We start from the raw sequence: 15,989 nt of genomic DNA on the forward strand, positions 1-15,989 counted from the left end.
TCTATAATATAAAGAATACGTATGATGTAATTGTATTAATTGTCTACAAACATGACAAGGGGGGCGTGGAGAATGACAATTTCAAACGATGGTACACAACATGAACGAACGAAAGAATCTTTAGCAATGAGTGTTGCGACAAAGAAAGCTTTGTATATCGCACAAGCACATGCGCGACTACCAAAATATTATTCACCTGATAAACAAGTGAAACTTCAACAAATGACGACGGAAGAAATATATGCTGAAGGATTACCGAAAGAAATATTATGGAAAATGGTTGAATACAATCTTAGCGCTAAAAATGGTATGTCGACACAACGACTCTGTAAAATAGTCGAACATATTGATTATTTAGCTTCACAGTACGTTACATACCATGAACGTATTCACCGAGATTTTTCAGATGAAGCATTGCATCAACAAATTGCACAACTTCAAGAAACATTTAACCGTAGCTTTGAACGCATGGCATACGTTTACGTAGAAGCGGTTGGAGATTTTTTTGCGCGCAATGAATTAAAAGAAGAGCGCACGTTACTATACTCTTCTATACAGGAACTGTACCATCGTAAAGTGACACATTATTCAGACTACGTTCGTTTGCATGAAGATTTTGCACAACTTGCTGGCACGAAAGACGCTTGGCTTTTAAGAGATTCGTATTTTATGGGGGATATTTTACGATTGCTTGCGAAAGAAGAAACTTTACTGCCACCTACATTTTATAGTGAAGCAGAATTAATCGCAGCAGGTGCTTTTTATCAGTCGGCTCGTAAGTGGCTAATTATGCAAAAATCGACTGCAGTGAGTGAAGAACAACTTGGAATTGAACTCGGTATTTTTGCGATGAAAATGCTCGTTTTAACGAGTCATCCGAGCGTGACGGAGCCGTTACGTCATAAATTTCAAATTGCGTATGAATCTTTCTTTGCGTATAAAGTGAATGATTTGGATAAAAGACAGCGTGAAGAATTCCGAAATCCGTATGCGACAGATAAGCGTTTATACGGACCGATCGACCGAGATGCTGTGCAGCGCTGGACGAATAAAATGTATGCGTATGCACTGGCAGGGCGCATCGAAGAAGTCTTTACGGATGTCGTGCATGAAGCGTTTGAAGTATTTGATGAAAAGGTGCGTGCTAGTAGTCATTTAGAACGTTATCAAGATTCGAATGAATGGTATCGTTTTGCGCAGCAACAAGATTTAGTTAGTCAGCAAATGGATGCGTTTACGCTACAACTACGAATTTCTGATTGGAATGCTTTTTTAACGAGTATTCAAGCAGAGGAAAAATGGTTCTTTACATTAAAGTATTAAAAAAACTGAAAAAATAGGTTTTATCATTTTTTTGCGGGGTATTTAATAAGTAATCCTTAGTAGAAAATGCGAAGAGAACAACAGCGTTGGCTTATCCATATCATTTGGATAAGCGAATATCACTTACACCAATTATGCTTTCTATTAAGGAACGTAATTAGACTACTAGAATCTCCCATAGTCTAGAGAAGTCGCATAGGCGTTTGCATCTCCTAATCCGTACGACGGTTTGTCCCATAACGAGCGGATGCAAACGTTTATACATAACCGCTTATTTTAAGCGGTATGTAATCTCCCTTTTCATATTTTTTGAACTCACTGTTCGTAGTGAGTTTTTTTGTCTTTTTTCGTATTTCATAAAGTGACTATGTAAAAATGTAAAGGGAAATAGTATAATATTCATAGTTTTGAAACCATAAACAAAGACTAAAGTATTTTAAAAGGATGAAGAAATGAAATGAGTCAAATGAATCGAATTTTTAGTGGGGGACTTTTCCTAGTTTCTGTGCTCGTATTTTTTGTCGCAACAGGAAGTCATTCAGTGGAGGCGAAAACACCAACGTACACGATTTCACCTTCAACAAAACCAATTGATAAAACATTTAGCACGTATTCTACATACAATTCTTATACGAAAAATTATTATACGTTGCGCTCTTATTTAGAAAAGCTTGAAAAAACAAAAGGTGGAAAATTAATTTTAAAAAAGGGGACATATACGATTACGAATGTACTATACGTCCCATCTAATGTGACGATTCAGTTTTCAGACGGTGTGAAAATAGTGAAGGGAACGAATACACATACGTCTAAAGTAAAAGCTTCTACGTCTATTTTCCAATTGATTCGTCCTTCACGTGCGTATAAAAAAGGGGTCTACGGAAAATTTGAAGGCGAGAAAAATATTCGATTTATCGGGAAAGGTAACGTGACGATGGATCTGAAATATATGTCGGGTTCTATCGCAATCATTATGGGGCATAACCAAAATGTCGTTGTCGATAATATTCATTTTACGAATATGTACGGTGGGCATTTTATCGAATTGGATGCGTCTAAAAACGTTACAATTAAAAATTCTTCTTTCAAAAAATCAAAACAAATTGTCGGTCACGATAAAGAAGCGATTAATTTAGATACACCAGACCACAGCACGAAAGGTTGGAGCCAAGCGTGGAGTAAGTTTGACCGCCAAGCGAATGATACGGTTCTTATTGAAAACAATACATTCTCAGGGTTAGACCGTGCTGTCGGTACACATAAATATTCGCATAAAAAATTGCACAATAAAGTGACGCTACGCCACAATAAAATTTCGGGTATGCGCTCGGATGCTATTCGTGTTATGAACTGGTCTAATGCGAAGATTGAAAACAACACGATTTCATTGTCAGCGACAGCGAAAACAAATACATCGATGCGTGGTATTTTAGTAAGTGGTGCAAAAAATCCAACGTTCCAAAACAATACGTTCCGCAACATTCCACGTCCAATGCAATTTATCGTCTGGAAAAATTCAGGTGCAGGAACGACGATCGAAATTAACAATACGCTCAGTGCAGTAAATAAAAAGGCACTCGCAAACAATCGCGTATACAATGCATCAGAAAATTTTATCCGCATTACGAATAATGGATACGGCAACTATTCAAACGGCGAATTTGTCTATTTTAAATGATAAGTAAAAGAGCTGTGGATTAGTACGTCTCCTTTTTATTTAAGAGAGAATGAATTAAACAGATGAAAAAGCAGGATTGATTTCAATATCAATCCTGCTTTTTTGATGATTTATTTTGCTATAAACTGATTTCGGATTTGTTGCATCATCTCGTCGACTGAGATTGTGAAATCGCCGCCACCTTGTGCAAACTGTGGATTACCGCCACCACGTCCATTAATAAATGAAAGTAACACTTTTAATTGCTCGTTCATATTTAATGAGCTAGTTGACTGTTTTCCTTTTGCGAAAACAAGTTGCATTTTTTTATCGTCGGTCGCTACGAGTACGACAGTTTTTTCTGGGAATTGCGTCGTTAACGTACGCGCGATTTTTTGAGCTTGTTGCATCGAGTAGCCTTCGAATGCTTCAATAATCGTTTCGTCGGTTGAACGTGCAAGACGTTCCATTTCAATTGTAAGTAACTGTTCTTTCGCAGCTGAAAGGTCATGCTCTAATTGTTTTTGTGTTTTTAACAGTTTTTCGATGCTCGTTGGAATTTGTGTTTGCTGTACGCTCAACAATTGTGCAGCTTGTTGCATAGACGCTAAACGCCACGTAAAAGCATCACTGACACGTTGCCCACAAATGAAGTGCACGCGAATTTGTTGCTTCGCACGTTCTGTAGAGACGATTTTCAACATCGAAACGTCACCTGTTCCGCGTGGATGTGTACCACCGCAACCGTTGTAATCAAAATCAGGAATGATAACGAGACGAATATCATCGGAAACGGTTAATTGTTTACGAAGCGGATATTGTTTCGCTTCTTCCGCTGTGACCCATTTCGTTTCGACAGGACGATTTTCGAGGATGATTGCATTGGCACGTGCTTCAGCTTGAGCCAATTGTTCGGCAGTAATTGTTTCTGTTTGAAGATCAATCGTGACCGTTTCTTTACCGAGATGGAAAGCGACAGTCGGTACGTCAAATAATTCGACGAAAGCAGCTGTTAAAATATGCTGACCGCAATGTTGTTGCATATGGTCAAAACGACGAGACCAATCAATTTGACCGTGTACTGGACCGAGTGGTAGCGGTTGTTCTACGTAATGATGGATAGCATCATTTATTTTTTGTACGTCCGTTACGCGTATGTTATTCAATGTGCCATAGTCGTCTGGCTGTCCGCCACCTTCTGGATAAAAGGCAGTGCGATCTAGGGTAACGTAAGTACCACGTTCATCTGTATTGGATGTGACAACATTGGCATCAAAATTTGTCATATAAGCATCTTCGTAATAAAGTAAATCTTCCATAAAAATCCTCCTTCAATTGCATTTCTTTTATTGTATCGGAAACTTTAAGTAGATTGGACGAAAAAAGGATACAAAACTTTACTAATTCTTTTTTTCGTTATGATTAAGTAGTGAACAAGTATTAAAGGAGCGTACCAAATGAACATTCTCGCATATACAATGGAAGAAATTTTAGACCCTACGAATATTTTAGAAGGGCAACGCTATGAGTTTTTATTAGATTTAGAAACAGATGAAGAAGATGAATTATTTGAAAATGGTGGCGTTGATTTACGCGTCATCGTTGCAAAAAATGAAGAATCAATTACGATTGCAGATTATTTCTTCGTACAAACAGCGGACAAAAAAATTCTTGATTTCGGTTTAGAAGAAGATGAGGAACAAGAAGTACTTACTTTCGTAAAACAACACGTTACAGCGGGCGAATAATTCATCTTACGTAAGATGCGCATCGCTTCATAAAAGAAAGAATAAAATTTAAAGAGCTTTGTTTGTAGTTATGCAGCGTACAAAGCTCTTTCTTTTTTAGAGGAGGAACCTATATGTCTGCTTATGTCGAGCCGATGTATTCTGCAGCAATTGTTTTCGTTATATTAGGTTTTGTCTTATGGATTCCATGGATGATTTTCACGTATCGAAAAAATGGCTACTTTTCATTGTCTCAAACGCTTATTTCATTTTCGTTTATTTTCTATATGATTTCGGCATTATTTTTAGTTTTATTACCATTGCCTGATACACGTAATACGTGTGCGATGCAAAATCCAAATACACAGCATTATTCATTAGAACCGTTCCGCTTTATTGCGGATACATTAAGTGGCGGATGGTTTGATATTCGTAAGCCGGCTACATACGTACTCGTATTTAAACAACCTGCTTTTTATCAAGCGTTCTTTAACTTCTTATTGTTATTACCACTCGGTGTCTACTTACGTTATTTCTTAACGAAAAAACAAAATTGGTGGAAAGCTGCGTTAATCGGTTTTGCGATGACATTATTTTTCGAAATTACGCAGTATACAGGAATTTATGGCATTTATAATTGTGCGTACCGTCTATTTGATGTAGATGATCTAATGCTTAATACAGCCGGCGTTATTTTAGGATTCTTCCTAGCACCAGCAATTTTGGCATTCTTCCCGTCAAAAGAGACGATCAATAAACGCGCACGTTATTTAATAGAGCGCGACGAAGTGAAAGAGATGAGTGTATTACTTGCATTCGCAATTGATTTATTCATCATCGATCTCGTTCGTCAAATTGTTTTATACTTCATTAATCAAAATGAAGTAACATCATTTTTAGTGTTCACGATTGTATCATTCATTTGGCTATGCATCATTCCAATTGTTTGGAACGGTCGTACGGTCGGAACGGCCATTATGCGTTTCCGTTACGATAGTAAATTAACGAAGAAAACGACCGTTGCGCGACTCATTAAACGTTATGCAGCATTTTTCATGGCATACTTCATTTTAGTCGTAATTGGCGTCTTTAATAATATCGATGTGACAATCGGTTCGCCGTATTACACAGCTTCTGTATTTTTGGCGTTGTTCTCGGCGGTAGCGACGGCTATTTACATGGTCGTGTGGTTTATTCACATTATGCTCGTCGTGTTCGGTAAAGGGAAACGTCGCTTCTTCTTTGATGAATCGGCTGACTTATACACAACGCGTAAAAAATGAAAATAAAGTAGATGATTTCTCTGAGAAAAGGGTGTTGCTAACGCAATGCTCTTTTTAATTTTTAAATAATATATTTAAGGTTTATGTAAGGATGGGGGCATGTTGTTGTAAGAACAGGGAAGTATGATAAGGATATAAGAAAGCGAGGGAACGGCATGAAAACATTATTAAACGTTCAAAACATACAGAAGACATTTGGTAAGGGAGCGAATAGCGTGACGGCATTACACGACGTGACGTTTTCGATTGAAGAAGGAGAGTTTGTCGGTATTATGGGACCGAGTGGTGCGGGTAAATCGACGTTACTCAATTTGCTTGCGACGATCGATACACCGACAGCAGGTAGCATTCAAATTGAAAATGTAGAAATTCAAACGTTAAAAGAAAATGCATTAGCCGATTTCCGTCGTGAACATCTCGGCTTTATTTTCCAAGATTATAATTTACTCGATTCACTAACGGTACAAGAAAATATTTTATTACCACTTGCGATTGCGAAAGTAGACCGTGCTACGATTCAACAACGCGTTTTAGAAATTGCACAACTGTTTCATATTGAAGATCTGCTACACAAATATCCAGTGCAACTGTCAGGTGGACAAAAACAAAGAACAGCTGCTGCACGTGCACTCATTACGAAACCTGCAATGATTTTAGCGGATGAACCAACAGGCGCACTCGATTCAAAATCAGCAACTGACTTACTTCAAAGTTTAGAAGCGTTAAATGAAAATCAAAAAGCGACGATTATGATGGTTACACATGATGCGTATGCCGCAAGTTTTTGTAATCGTATTTTATTTATTCAAGATGGCATTGTCTCAACAGAAATTTTAAAAGGACAGCAAACGAGAAAGCAATTTTTCCAACGTATTTTAGAAGAAGTGGCGACTTTCGGAGGTGGCGCACGTGACATTATTTAGCATCGCCAAAAAGAACGTATGGCGCAATTTCTCCAACTACTTTTTATATATTGCTTCGATGGCATTTAGTATTTTAATTTACTTTATTTTCGTTACATTAAAATATAGTGACACGATTGAAAAAGAAATTGAAACGTCGCAAAAAATCGGTTCTTTAATGAACGGAGCTTCGGTCATTTTATTATTCTTCGTCGCTATTTTCATCTTTTATTGCAATTCATTTTTTATGAAGAAAAGAAAAAAAGAAGTCGCATTGTATGCACTACTTGGCGTACGTAAACGTCAAATTGCTTCGATGCTTTTCTTTGAAAATTTATTGTTAGGATGCGTGTCACTCATCATCGGTATTTTACTCGGCTTCGTCGCATCAAAAGGCATTTTAACGATTTTAATTCAATTGATGGGATACGATGTCATCGCACCATTTACATTTTCAATTGCAGCAATTATCCATACCGCAATCGTATTTTTCATCTTATTTTTCGTAACATCTTTACTTGGTGCAAGAATGATTTACAAATTCAAATTGATTGAGTTATTCCGTGCTTCTTCTGAAGGGGAAGCGGTACCGAAAGTAAACGTCTTCGTTGCAGTATTCGGTGTAGTACTCGTCGGTTTCGGTTATTTCTTAGCGCTACAAGACATTATTACGAGCGAGTGGTGGCGCAAAATTGGTCTGATGGTTACACCGATCGTTATTTTAGCGACGGTCATTATCGGGACGTATCTCGTGTTCCATAGTTTTACAGGGCTTATTTTACAACTTCTAAAAAAAGCAGAAGGTTGGGTGTGGCGCGGACTACGTGTCGTGACGATTTCGCAACTGCTGTATCGTGTACGAGCGCAGGCGAAAACATTAAGTGTCATCGCTATTTTAAGCGCAACGACGATTACAGCGGGCGGAGCCGTATTTAGCTTATATTACAATACGACGAGCGACGTTAAAAAAGTCGATCCGAATACGTTTATGTTTGAGCATCAACCGAAACTCGATGCTAAAATAGATAACATCGTAGGTGATACGAATTTCGATGCGATTGTTCCGACGTTAATGACGCGTTTCCAAGCACCAGACTTATCTTATGATGCGAACGGTGAAATGGAATACACGGTCATCTCTCAAGCGATGTACAATCGTTTAGCGAAAGTGCATAATCAACCGGCATTACATGCGACAGGGAATGAAGTGTACGTATTAGATCCAAGCTACGATGAACGTTATTCACCAGCATATAAAAATGCAAAACTTACAGCAAACAACCAATCATTCATTATAAAAGAGGCACAGCCGATTGCGGTATTAAATGCTCAAATGGCTTATGTGACACTCGTGATGAACGATGATCAATATGCACAACTAGAAAATAATAAAGCGAGTAAAGCTGTCTCATATCGCGTCATTCAAGACGAAACCGCAACGAAAGAAACATCGCAACAACTGGCAGATCTTTTACCGGAAGACGTACCATTTAGCAGCCAGGTGGCGGACATTCAAGCGAGTATCGAAAGTATCGGTGTACTGCTCTTTATCGGTAGCTTCTTAGGTCTCGTATTCTTAGTTGCAACCGGCAGCATCATTTACTTTAAAATGCTGACAGAAATTGAAGAAGACCGTTCTAAATATGTGATTATGCATAAGATGGGGATTTCATTAAAAGAAATGAGACGTTCAATTGCGACACAAAATGCGGCAATTTTTATTGCACCACTTGTCGTAGCACTGTTGCATAGTGTAGTCGCACTGAATGCGTTCTCCTCATTATTCCATTTAGATTTATTCGTACCAGTTTGTATTTGGATGCTGGCATTCACAGCGGTTTATGCACTGTTTTATATCGTAACGGTTAGTTCTTGTATGAAAATCGTGAAACAAACTATTCAAGTGGAGGGAAAATAAATTATGAAAAAGTTTTTAATTACAATCGGGTTAATCTTTGTCGTCTGCTGCGCAGGAATTTACGCATTAATGACAATTGATTTTAATCGTATGAATACGAGTGAATACTACGTGAAAATTACGCAAGACGGTATAGTGACGGAATCTAAATCATCTGACGGTAAAATTTATAAAGACTATAACTATTCTTTAGAAGGTATTAATGAAGATGGAAAGAAAAAAACACTCGACTTTTTCGCACAAAAAAATCTGCGTAAAGGTGCGTATTTAAAAATGTACGTGAAAGAAAAAGGTGTATCGTCTTACGATGAAGTAAAGTTTGATGAACTTCCTAAAAAGGCACAAGAATTTTTGAAGTAGCATCGTGAAAAAAGAGGATGAGGAATTTTACCGTATCATTCGAATGAAAAAGGACACTGTCGACGGAACGGACCTAAAAATCTGAGACAACATAAAAAGAAAAAGACACTTTCAAAGGGATCAAATCTTTGGAAGTGTTTTTTTTATGGGAAAAAATATTCATACGAAATCAAAATGAAAGTAATGAAGAGGAAGTTGGCACAAGTGCAGTGAAAGAAATAATGAACGTATGTAGAATTAAAAATGATAGTCAACTTTATCAATGGATGAAGTGGTATAAAAAAGGGAAGTTGCATCGTTTACAACAACTAATCGGTAAAGGACCGTTTGAAGAAAAATTAATTGGAACGTTCCATGCCATGCCTAACGTGCGAAATGTTTGATTTTGAAAGGTTTTTTAGAACAACAAATGACGTTGTCGTTCAAACCGTTCAAGCATATATCAACTACTGTACGAATACTCGGATTTTGGCAAAGTAAAACCATCTTTCTCCAGTACAATACCGAAAAAAGATGGTTTAATAAGAATTTGACGGCGACTCCTAGGGGAAAAGCATGAGCAGAAGACCCCAGCAGTGAGCTTGCGAGCGAGGAGGCTTCTGCCATGCCCCAGGAAAGCGTCCGCCAAATTTGGCTTAAAAGAAGCATCTTTTCCACTGTCTCACTTTCGTAGGTCAGTTCCGACTGACAGTGTCCTTTTTATTTGGCGAAGATGTGTCGAATTTGTAAAGCAGCTGCGTGACTTTCTAAACAGCTTATCGTCGTCAAAGTTGCATGCGTATGAACAAGTATGTGAGAATAAAAGTAATTTTAAATGATTGGAGTAATGACGTGATTGAACAATTTATAATGTCTTTAGTGATGATTTTTAAAAGCTTAGGCTACTTCGGCGTGTTGCTAGCTCTTTGTTTTGAATTCATTCCAGCTGAAGTTGTATTGCCATTAGCCGGTTTTTGGGTATCCAACGGTGAATTCCAATACGTCGGTATGGTACTAGCAGGTACGATTGGAGGCACAATTGGTCCAATTACGCTTTACGCTCTAGGTCGCTATGGTGGCCGTCCGTTAGTCCTGAAATATGGCAAATATTTTTTAATTAACGAGCGACAAGTCGATCTGGCAGATCGTTTTTTTGAAAAGTACGGAGCGAGTGTGGCATTTTTTGCCCGTTTTTTACCGATTGTTCGCACAGCGATTTCTGTGCCTTGTGGTATGACGAAAATGAGTTTTTGGAAGTTTAGTTTGTATACATTTTTAGCGATGCTACCAATTACAGCATTGTACGTGTATTTAGGGATGAAACTAGGTGAAAATTGGGAGCAAGCGAGTGCTTTGTTTGCGGAATACACGATGCCATTCGTCATCGTCATTGTGATTGGGATTCTTTGCTTCGTCGCGTACAAATACATGACGAAAAAAGCGTCCAAACCTGTGGATAAAAATGAATAAATAAAAAAATCTCCGTAGTGCTTATGCGTTACAGAGATTTTTTTGTTATTTTTTGAAATGAATAACGATTGTCGTACCGGAATGTCCGTCACTTAATAAGGTGACGTGACCACCTTGCGCTTCAATAATATCGCGTGCAATTGCCATACCAAGACCCGTACCGCGCGTATTTTGCGTATTCGTACCGCGGTAGTAACGTTCAAAAATATTGTCGAGATCTTGAGGGAGAATGCCTTTCCCATTATCTTGAATAATCATGCAAGGACCCGGAATTGTGGATAACTTTTCATTTTGTTCACGTAACGTCTGTGGATAACTGTCGTATAAAGAAACATCGACTTGTACGTCATCATCATTATGAATAAACGCATTATCAATTAAATTAATAATGGCACGGCGCATCAATTTTTGGTCGATTTCCACCGTTATTTCATTGGCAGAGGGCTCAAATGAGAGCTGACGCTGATTTGTTGCGTCATCGTTTAATAGTTGAATAATCATTTCTCGACTGAAGCTATTTAATGAAGTCGTTTGCTTTTGCAGTGGCAAAGCATGATTTCTAAGCTTCATCGTTAAATTCAAATCATTCAACAATTCGTCCATATAAATTGCTTTCGTTTCGATAATGCGACTATATTTTTCGATTTCTTCTTTTGTTGGTGTTTCGTTTAATAATTCTGCATAACCACGAATAGAAGCGAGCGGTGTTTTCATATCATGTGAAATATTACTAATCCATTCGTTTCGTATTTTTTCATTTTGTTGCTGTTGTTTTTCATATGCATCGAGAGTGGAAGCTAAGTCATTGACGTTATCAAACACTTTTTTGTAGACGCCTTTTTTCACGGGAATCTTTTGGAAAGAACGTTGTCTTAATGAATGGATTCCTTCGATTAATGCGTGAAGCGGTTTCGTTAATTTTTGTCCGAAAAATAAGCCGACAATGATCGCAATTAAAATATCTACGAGTAGGAAGATGACGATACCACGACTAGCAACGCCAAATAAATCTTGTGCATTGAACGTGAAAATGTATCGTTGCGTATTCGTATTTTGCATGCCGATGACGTAGCTTACAGAATCTTTTTCACTGAAAAAGAGCGATGTTTTCGGAATGACGATGTATTTATAATAATGAATAAGTTGCGTTGGTGTATAAGAAGATGGAAGCTCTTTTGGTGCATTGTAGCGATAAAGTTCCTTGCCACCATCGTCTAATACTTGAATGAACGCTTGTTTGTTGTCGAGCTGCTTTTTACCGGTCTCAGACACGTTTATATTTTGTCCATTCACCGTTATATATTTTTCAAAGTTGCGGGTGAATGTTTCAGGAGACGTACTCTCGGAACTTGGTGAAGAGCGCAAATAGAAATAACTAATCGTAATAATCGTATTGACAAAAAAGACGATGATGACAATTGCGATAATAGAAGCGAGAAAGCGATTCGTAATTTTCCAGCGCATTGTTAGCCCTCACTCACTAATTTGTAGCCGAGTCCTTTAACCGTTAGCAAGTAAGATGGTTTAGAAGGATTTTCTTCGATTTTTTCGCGTAATCGACGAATATGTACCATAATCGTATTGTCAGAACCGAAAAAATCTTCTCCCCAGACGCGTTCAAATAAAGTTTCCTTACTAATAATCTGGTTTGGATGATGCATGAATACAGCCATTAAACCGATTTCCTTTGCAGTCAATTCAATCGAGTGATGTTCTTTAAACAACTCAGTTTCCGAATCATTTAATAGGAAAGGACCGACTTGTGTTTGCTTCGGCACGGCCGTTTCCATATGATAACCGAGACGTCGAAGTTGCGCTTTGACACGATACGCGACTTCTTTCGGGCTAAACGGTTTCGTTACATAATCATCGCCACCGATTGCCAAACCTAAAATTTTATCGATTTCGTCATCTTTTGCTGACATGAAAATAATCGGTACATTCGACGTTTCTCGAATTTTTTTACATAAGTCGTAGCCTTCACCGTCAGGTAACATAATGTCGAGTAAAATGAGCGACGGTTGCTCCGTTTCAAACTTTTTATAACCATCTTGTAACGTATGTGCGAGTACGATGTCGGATAAGCCTTCTTTGTTTAAAACAGTTTGCAAAAGTGCAGCTAATTCTACTTCATCGTCAACGATTAATATTTTATGATTGTTCATCTAATCGCCTCCTTTTCTTTAGTATAGAGAAAAGAGGAGAGAAACAGAAATATTTCTATCTAGTAAAAAAAGATGTGTATGTGAAATAAAATAAAGCCCGAAATCCAGTTGGATTTCGGGCTTTATTACATGATTATTCATTCGGTGGAACAGGAGTTTTTTCGTAACTGAATACGGCAATAATGACGTACAACAGACCGAGTAAAATGAGAATAGCTGGCCATTCCATCGAAATACGAGAGAATGTTGGCAACATAAACATTTTAAAAATAGCAATTGAAAGTAGGAACTGGATCAACGTTCCAATCAAGTCAACGAATTTTGTTAATTGGATTTTGAATGTAGCTAAAATGAAGAGCATTAAAAAATCGATTGCGAAAATAATTATGAATAATAATAAAATAAAGCCACCAAAATATGTGCAATCGTGCCAAAATGATTCAAATAGGTCAATATGAGCCAGTTCGAATTTCGCTAAAATGTTATACAAACCGAATAAAATAAACATCGGTAATAAAATCACAGTAGCGATACCTAAGACGATGAGAAGGCTAACAATTAAAATTGCTGACCAACCATTTAAACGAATTTTGAAGTTTCTCTTTTTCAATTTGAAATCCCTTCTCTATATAAAACGAGTTCATCGGCGTTTTACGAAATAGTTGTTAATCATAAGTAATACATTAAGAAATTTTAACACACTTTGGAAGTACATGAGTAAACGAACATTCGAATTATGTTGGAATGTTTTAAAAAAGCTCGATTTTATGAAAAGAGCTCATCTATAAAACGAAAATAATATAGAAAAAGGCAGGGCACATGCCCCACCTTTTGAATCGTTTATGAAAGTTTTTGGATGAATACGACTTTTAAGTAATGGAACTCAGGGTATTCACGTGTTGCACGGAAATCTTTCGGTAAACCGTATTGCTCAACGATTTTATATTTCGTTTTCGTTTCGCTAAATGCTTGTTCGATAAATGATTTGAATTTCTTCATACCGAAGCTTGCATTATTCGTAGAAGCGACAATAATCCCTTTTTTCTCTGTAATCGCAATCGCATCTTTTAATAGTTTCGGATAATCTTTTGCAGTAGAGAAAGTCATTTTCTTCGTACGTGCGAAGCTTGGTGGGTCTAGTACGACAAGATCGAATTTTAATTCATGACGAATCGCATATTTGAAGTAGTGGAATACGTCCATTACTTTAATATCTTGCTCTTCGAAATCGATGCCGTTAATTGAAAACTGCTCAATTGTTTTTCCTAGGCTACGAGAAGCTAAATCGACACTTGTCGTTTTGTTTGCGCCACCTAATGCAGCAGCGACAGAAAATGCACCTGTGTAAGAGAATGTGTTTAACATATTTTTACCTTCTGCATAGTTGTCGCGAATCGCACGGCGTACGTCACGTTGATCAAGGAAAATACCTGTCATCGCACCGTCATTTAAGTCGATTGCAAAGTTCATGTCATTTTCTTTTACGATAATAGGGAAGTCTCCAGGTGTTCCGGTAACGAAATCATCTTGTTCGACATATTTCCCTTTCGTATCAAAACGTTTCTTCTCATAAATTGCTTTGAATTCAGTCGTTTCTTTTAAAGCCGTAATAATTTGTTCACGTAATGAATAAATCCCTTCGCTGTACCAACTAATCATATAGTAGCCATCGAAGTAATCGACTGTAACGCCACCGATGCCGTCTCCTTCGCCGTTAAAGACGCGGAAAGCAGTCGTTGATGAATCTTTAAAGAAATTTGAACGTAAAGCAAACGCTTTGTTCATTTTTTTCGTAAAGAATTCTTGTTCGAATGTTTCATTTTCATCGTAGCTTAGTACCCAACCGATGCCTTTATTTTGAACACCATGGTAACCTTTCGCGATGAAACGGTTGAAATGGTCGACTAATTCAAACCAATCCCCTTCATGTAATTTTTCACTATCTGTTTTAATCACGGCGTCGCGATGTACGAGTGGGTAGCCTTTTTTCAGGTCGCCAGCGTATTTCGGTTCTACGTGAAGTGTAATCAATTCTCGCATAGTATCATCCTTAAATTTAAAGTTCCTTCTATTATCTCACGTTTCAATTAATAAAGCGATGTTACAATTTTTTATTTCTTGTCATATATCTTTAATAATATGTAAACTAAATGTCGTTGAATAAATAATTATTTTGGACTAAAATTTATTTAGAAATAACAAAAATAGAATAATAAAAATAGAAAAAAGAAAAATTTTAATATAAAAATATAGAGAAATTGGAGAATATGAAATTTGAAGAAAGCAATCGCAACATCACTAGTTATGGCACTCAGCTTTGGGACGGTTACAGCAGCAACGACAATGGACGGCACGACAGCTTCAGCGAAAACATCAAGTATTAAAAATGCTTCGGGTACATACATTACTACGACAGCTAAATCACTTTATGCAACAGCAAAAGGCAAAAAAATCGGTACGATCAAAAGAAACGCTAAAGTTACCTTATTAAAGAAACGTACAGTGAATGGTAAGTGGTGGTATCAAATTTCAGGAAGCGGCAAAAAAGGTTGGGTCGCAATCGGTAACTGGAAGAAACTACGTTTATCAAGCGTGAAGACGTACAAACATACGTACAAAACGAAAACGAGAAAAAGTTATTATGCATCTGCTGGTAGCTTCAATGCACGCTCAGGTATTATTCCAAGAGGCAAACAAGTGAAAACGACGCAATACCGTACAGTGAATGGTGTAGCGTGGGTTCGCGTTAGTGGCTATGGTTGGACACTAAAATCAAATTTAAAAACAGTAACGAAAAAGACATCCTCTTCTGTCTCTTCTACGATTAGCTATGGCGAACGTTTCTTAGGTGTGCCTTACGTATGGGGTGGTACGACACCATCTGGTTTCGACTGTTCAGGATTTACAAGCTACGTGTATAAACACGCACTTGGAAAATCAATCCCACGCACATCAACAGCACAATACGCATCCTCTAAAAAAATCTCTAAATCGTCATTACAAGTCGGCGATTTAGTATTCTTTAACACATCAGGTGGCGGTGTTTCCCACGTTTCTATTTATGCAGGAAACAATAAATTACTTCACGCTGCAGGAAATAAAGTAAAATACTCAAACATTAACGACGGTTATTGGAATAAACGTATCGTAGGGTACGGTACTTTCCGTTAAATTTATTATAAAAGCTCGTCTCAAGCAAATTGCT

General features: G+C 37.5%; 15 protein-coding genes. 10 read left to right on the forward strand and 5 right to left on the reverse strand.

Translation table 11 applies throughout. The features are described 5' to 3' along the window. The first annotated feature begins 72 nt into the window (after positions 1-72). Together KSHG_RS14585 and KSHG_RS14590 are read left to right on the forward strand one after the other, a co-directional pair. Positions 73-1,323 carry a hypothetical protein gene (locus KSHG_RS14585; RefSeq protein ID WP_010308721.1) on the forward strand — a complete coding sequence of 417 codons (1,251 nt, stop codon included), beginning with the start codon at positions 73-75 and terminating at the stop codon, positions 1,321-1,323. Between the two features lie 457 nt (positions 1,324-1,780). Continuing rightward, entirely contained in the window at positions 1,781-3,001 is a 1,221-nt protein-coding gene (locus tag KSHG_RS14590) for a right-handed parallel beta-helix repeat-containing protein (protein WP_010308727.1), read from the forward strand. A 110-nt stretch (positions 3,002-3,111) separates the two neighbouring features. Here KSHG_RS14590 and KSHG_RS14595 read toward each other — a convergent pair whose 3' ends face one another. Then, complete coding sequence (locus tag KSHG_RS14595; RefSeq protein ID WP_010308731.1) at positions 3,112-4,299, reverse strand: alanyl-tRNA editing protein; 1,188 nt, start codon at positions 4,297-4,299, stop codon at positions 3,112-3,114. 138 nt (positions 4,300-4,437) lie between these two features. Here KSHG_RS14595 and KSHG_RS14600 point away from each other — a divergent pair, with 138 nt between their 5' ends. The 7 genes from KSHG_RS14600 to KSHG_RS14630 all read left to right on the forward strand — a co-directional run bounded on the left by KSHG_RS14600 (position 4,438) and on the right by KSHG_RS14630 (position 10,619). Then, positions 4,438-4,728 (forward strand): DUF6509 family protein, encoded by a 291-nt coding sequence (locus tag KSHG_RS14600; RefSeq protein WP_010308735.1) that lies wholly within the window; start codon positions 4,438-4,440, stop codon positions 4,726-4,728. Between the two features lie 113 nt (positions 4,729-4,841). Further along, complete coding sequence (locus KSHG_RS14605) at positions 4,842-5,990, forward strand: VanZ family protein (protein WP_010308739.1); 1,149 nt, start codon at positions 4,842-4,844, stop codon at positions 5,988-5,990. A 155-nt stretch (positions 5,991-6,145) separates the two neighbouring features. Then, positions 6,146-6,913, forward strand: coding sequence for an ABC transporter ATP-binding protein (locus KSHG_RS14610; protein ID WP_010308742.1), 768 nt, complete (start codon positions 6,146-6,148; stop codon positions 6,911-6,913). After that, positions 6,900-8,810 carry an ABC transporter permease gene (locus tag KSHG_RS14615; protein WP_010308745.1) on the forward strand — a complete coding sequence of 637 codons (1,911 nt, stop codon included), beginning with the start codon at positions 6,900-6,902 and terminating at the stop codon, positions 8,808-8,810. Before KSHG_RS14610 ends, KSHG_RS14615 begins: the two co-directional genes overlap by 14 nt. A 3-nt stretch (positions 8,811-8,813) precedes the next feature. Continuing rightward, on the forward strand, positions 8,814-9,170 hold the full coding sequence (locus tag KSHG_RS14620; protein ID WP_010308748.1) for a YxeA family protein: 357 nt from the start codon (positions 8,814-8,816) through the stop codon (positions 9,168-9,170). Positions 9,171-9,298: 128 nt separating this feature from the next. Then, positions 9,299-9,553 (forward strand): hypothetical protein, encoded by a 255-nt coding sequence (locus tag KSHG_RS18885; RefSeq protein ID WP_010308753.1) that lies wholly within the window; start codon positions 9,299-9,301, stop codon positions 9,551-9,553. A 448-nt stretch (positions 9,554-10,001) separates the two neighbouring features. Beyond that, positions 10,002-10,619 (forward strand): DedA family protein, encoded by a 618-nt coding sequence (locus KSHG_RS14630; protein ID WP_010308758.1) that lies wholly within the window; start codon positions 10,002-10,004, stop codon positions 10,617-10,619. A 45-nt stretch (positions 10,620-10,664) separates the two neighbouring features. Here KSHG_RS14630 and KSHG_RS14635 read toward each other — a convergent pair whose 3' ends face one another. The 4 genes from KSHG_RS14635 to KSHG_RS14650 all read right to left on the reverse strand — a co-directional run bounded on the left by KSHG_RS14635 (position 10,665) and on the right by KSHG_RS14650 (position 14,824). Further along, complete coding sequence (locus tag KSHG_RS14635) at positions 10,665-12,083, reverse strand: sensor histidine kinase (protein ID WP_010308761.1); 1,419 nt, start codon at positions 12,081-12,083, stop codon at positions 10,665-10,667. Between the two features lie 2 nt (positions 12,084-12,085). Continuing rightward, positions 12,086-12,784 (reverse strand): response regulator transcription factor, encoded by a 699-nt coding sequence (locus KSHG_RS14640; RefSeq protein WP_010308766.1) that lies wholly within the window; start codon positions 12,782-12,784, stop codon positions 12,086-12,088. 133 nt (positions 12,785-12,917) lie between these two features. Further along, complete coding sequence (locus tag KSHG_RS14645; RefSeq protein WP_010308769.1) at positions 12,918-13,394, reverse strand: SepA family multidrug efflux transporter; 477 nt, start codon at positions 13,392-13,394, stop codon at positions 12,918-12,920. Positions 13,395-13,624: 230 nt separating this feature from the next. Next, a complete protein-coding gene (locus KSHG_RS14650) occupies positions 13,625-14,824 on the reverse strand; it encodes a class I SAM-dependent rRNA methyltransferase (RefSeq protein ID WP_010308772.1) in 1,200 nt (399 codons plus the stop codon). Positions 14,825-15,058: 234 nt separating this feature from the next. Here KSHG_RS14650 and KSHG_RS14655 point away from each other — a divergent pair, with 234 nt between their 5' ends. Beyond that, positions 15,059-15,955: a C40 family peptidase gene (locus KSHG_RS14655; RefSeq protein WP_010308775.1), complete on the forward strand. Its 897-nt coding sequence runs from the start codon at positions 15,059-15,061 to the stop codon at positions 15,953-15,955. The last annotated feature ends 34 nt before the right edge of the window (positions 15,956-15,989 follow it).

This window comes from Kurthia senegalensis (assembly GCF_000285595.1).
Taxonomy (GTDB): domain Bacteria; phylum Bacillota; class Bacilli; order Bacillales_A; family Planococcaceae; genus Kurthia; species Kurthia senegalensis.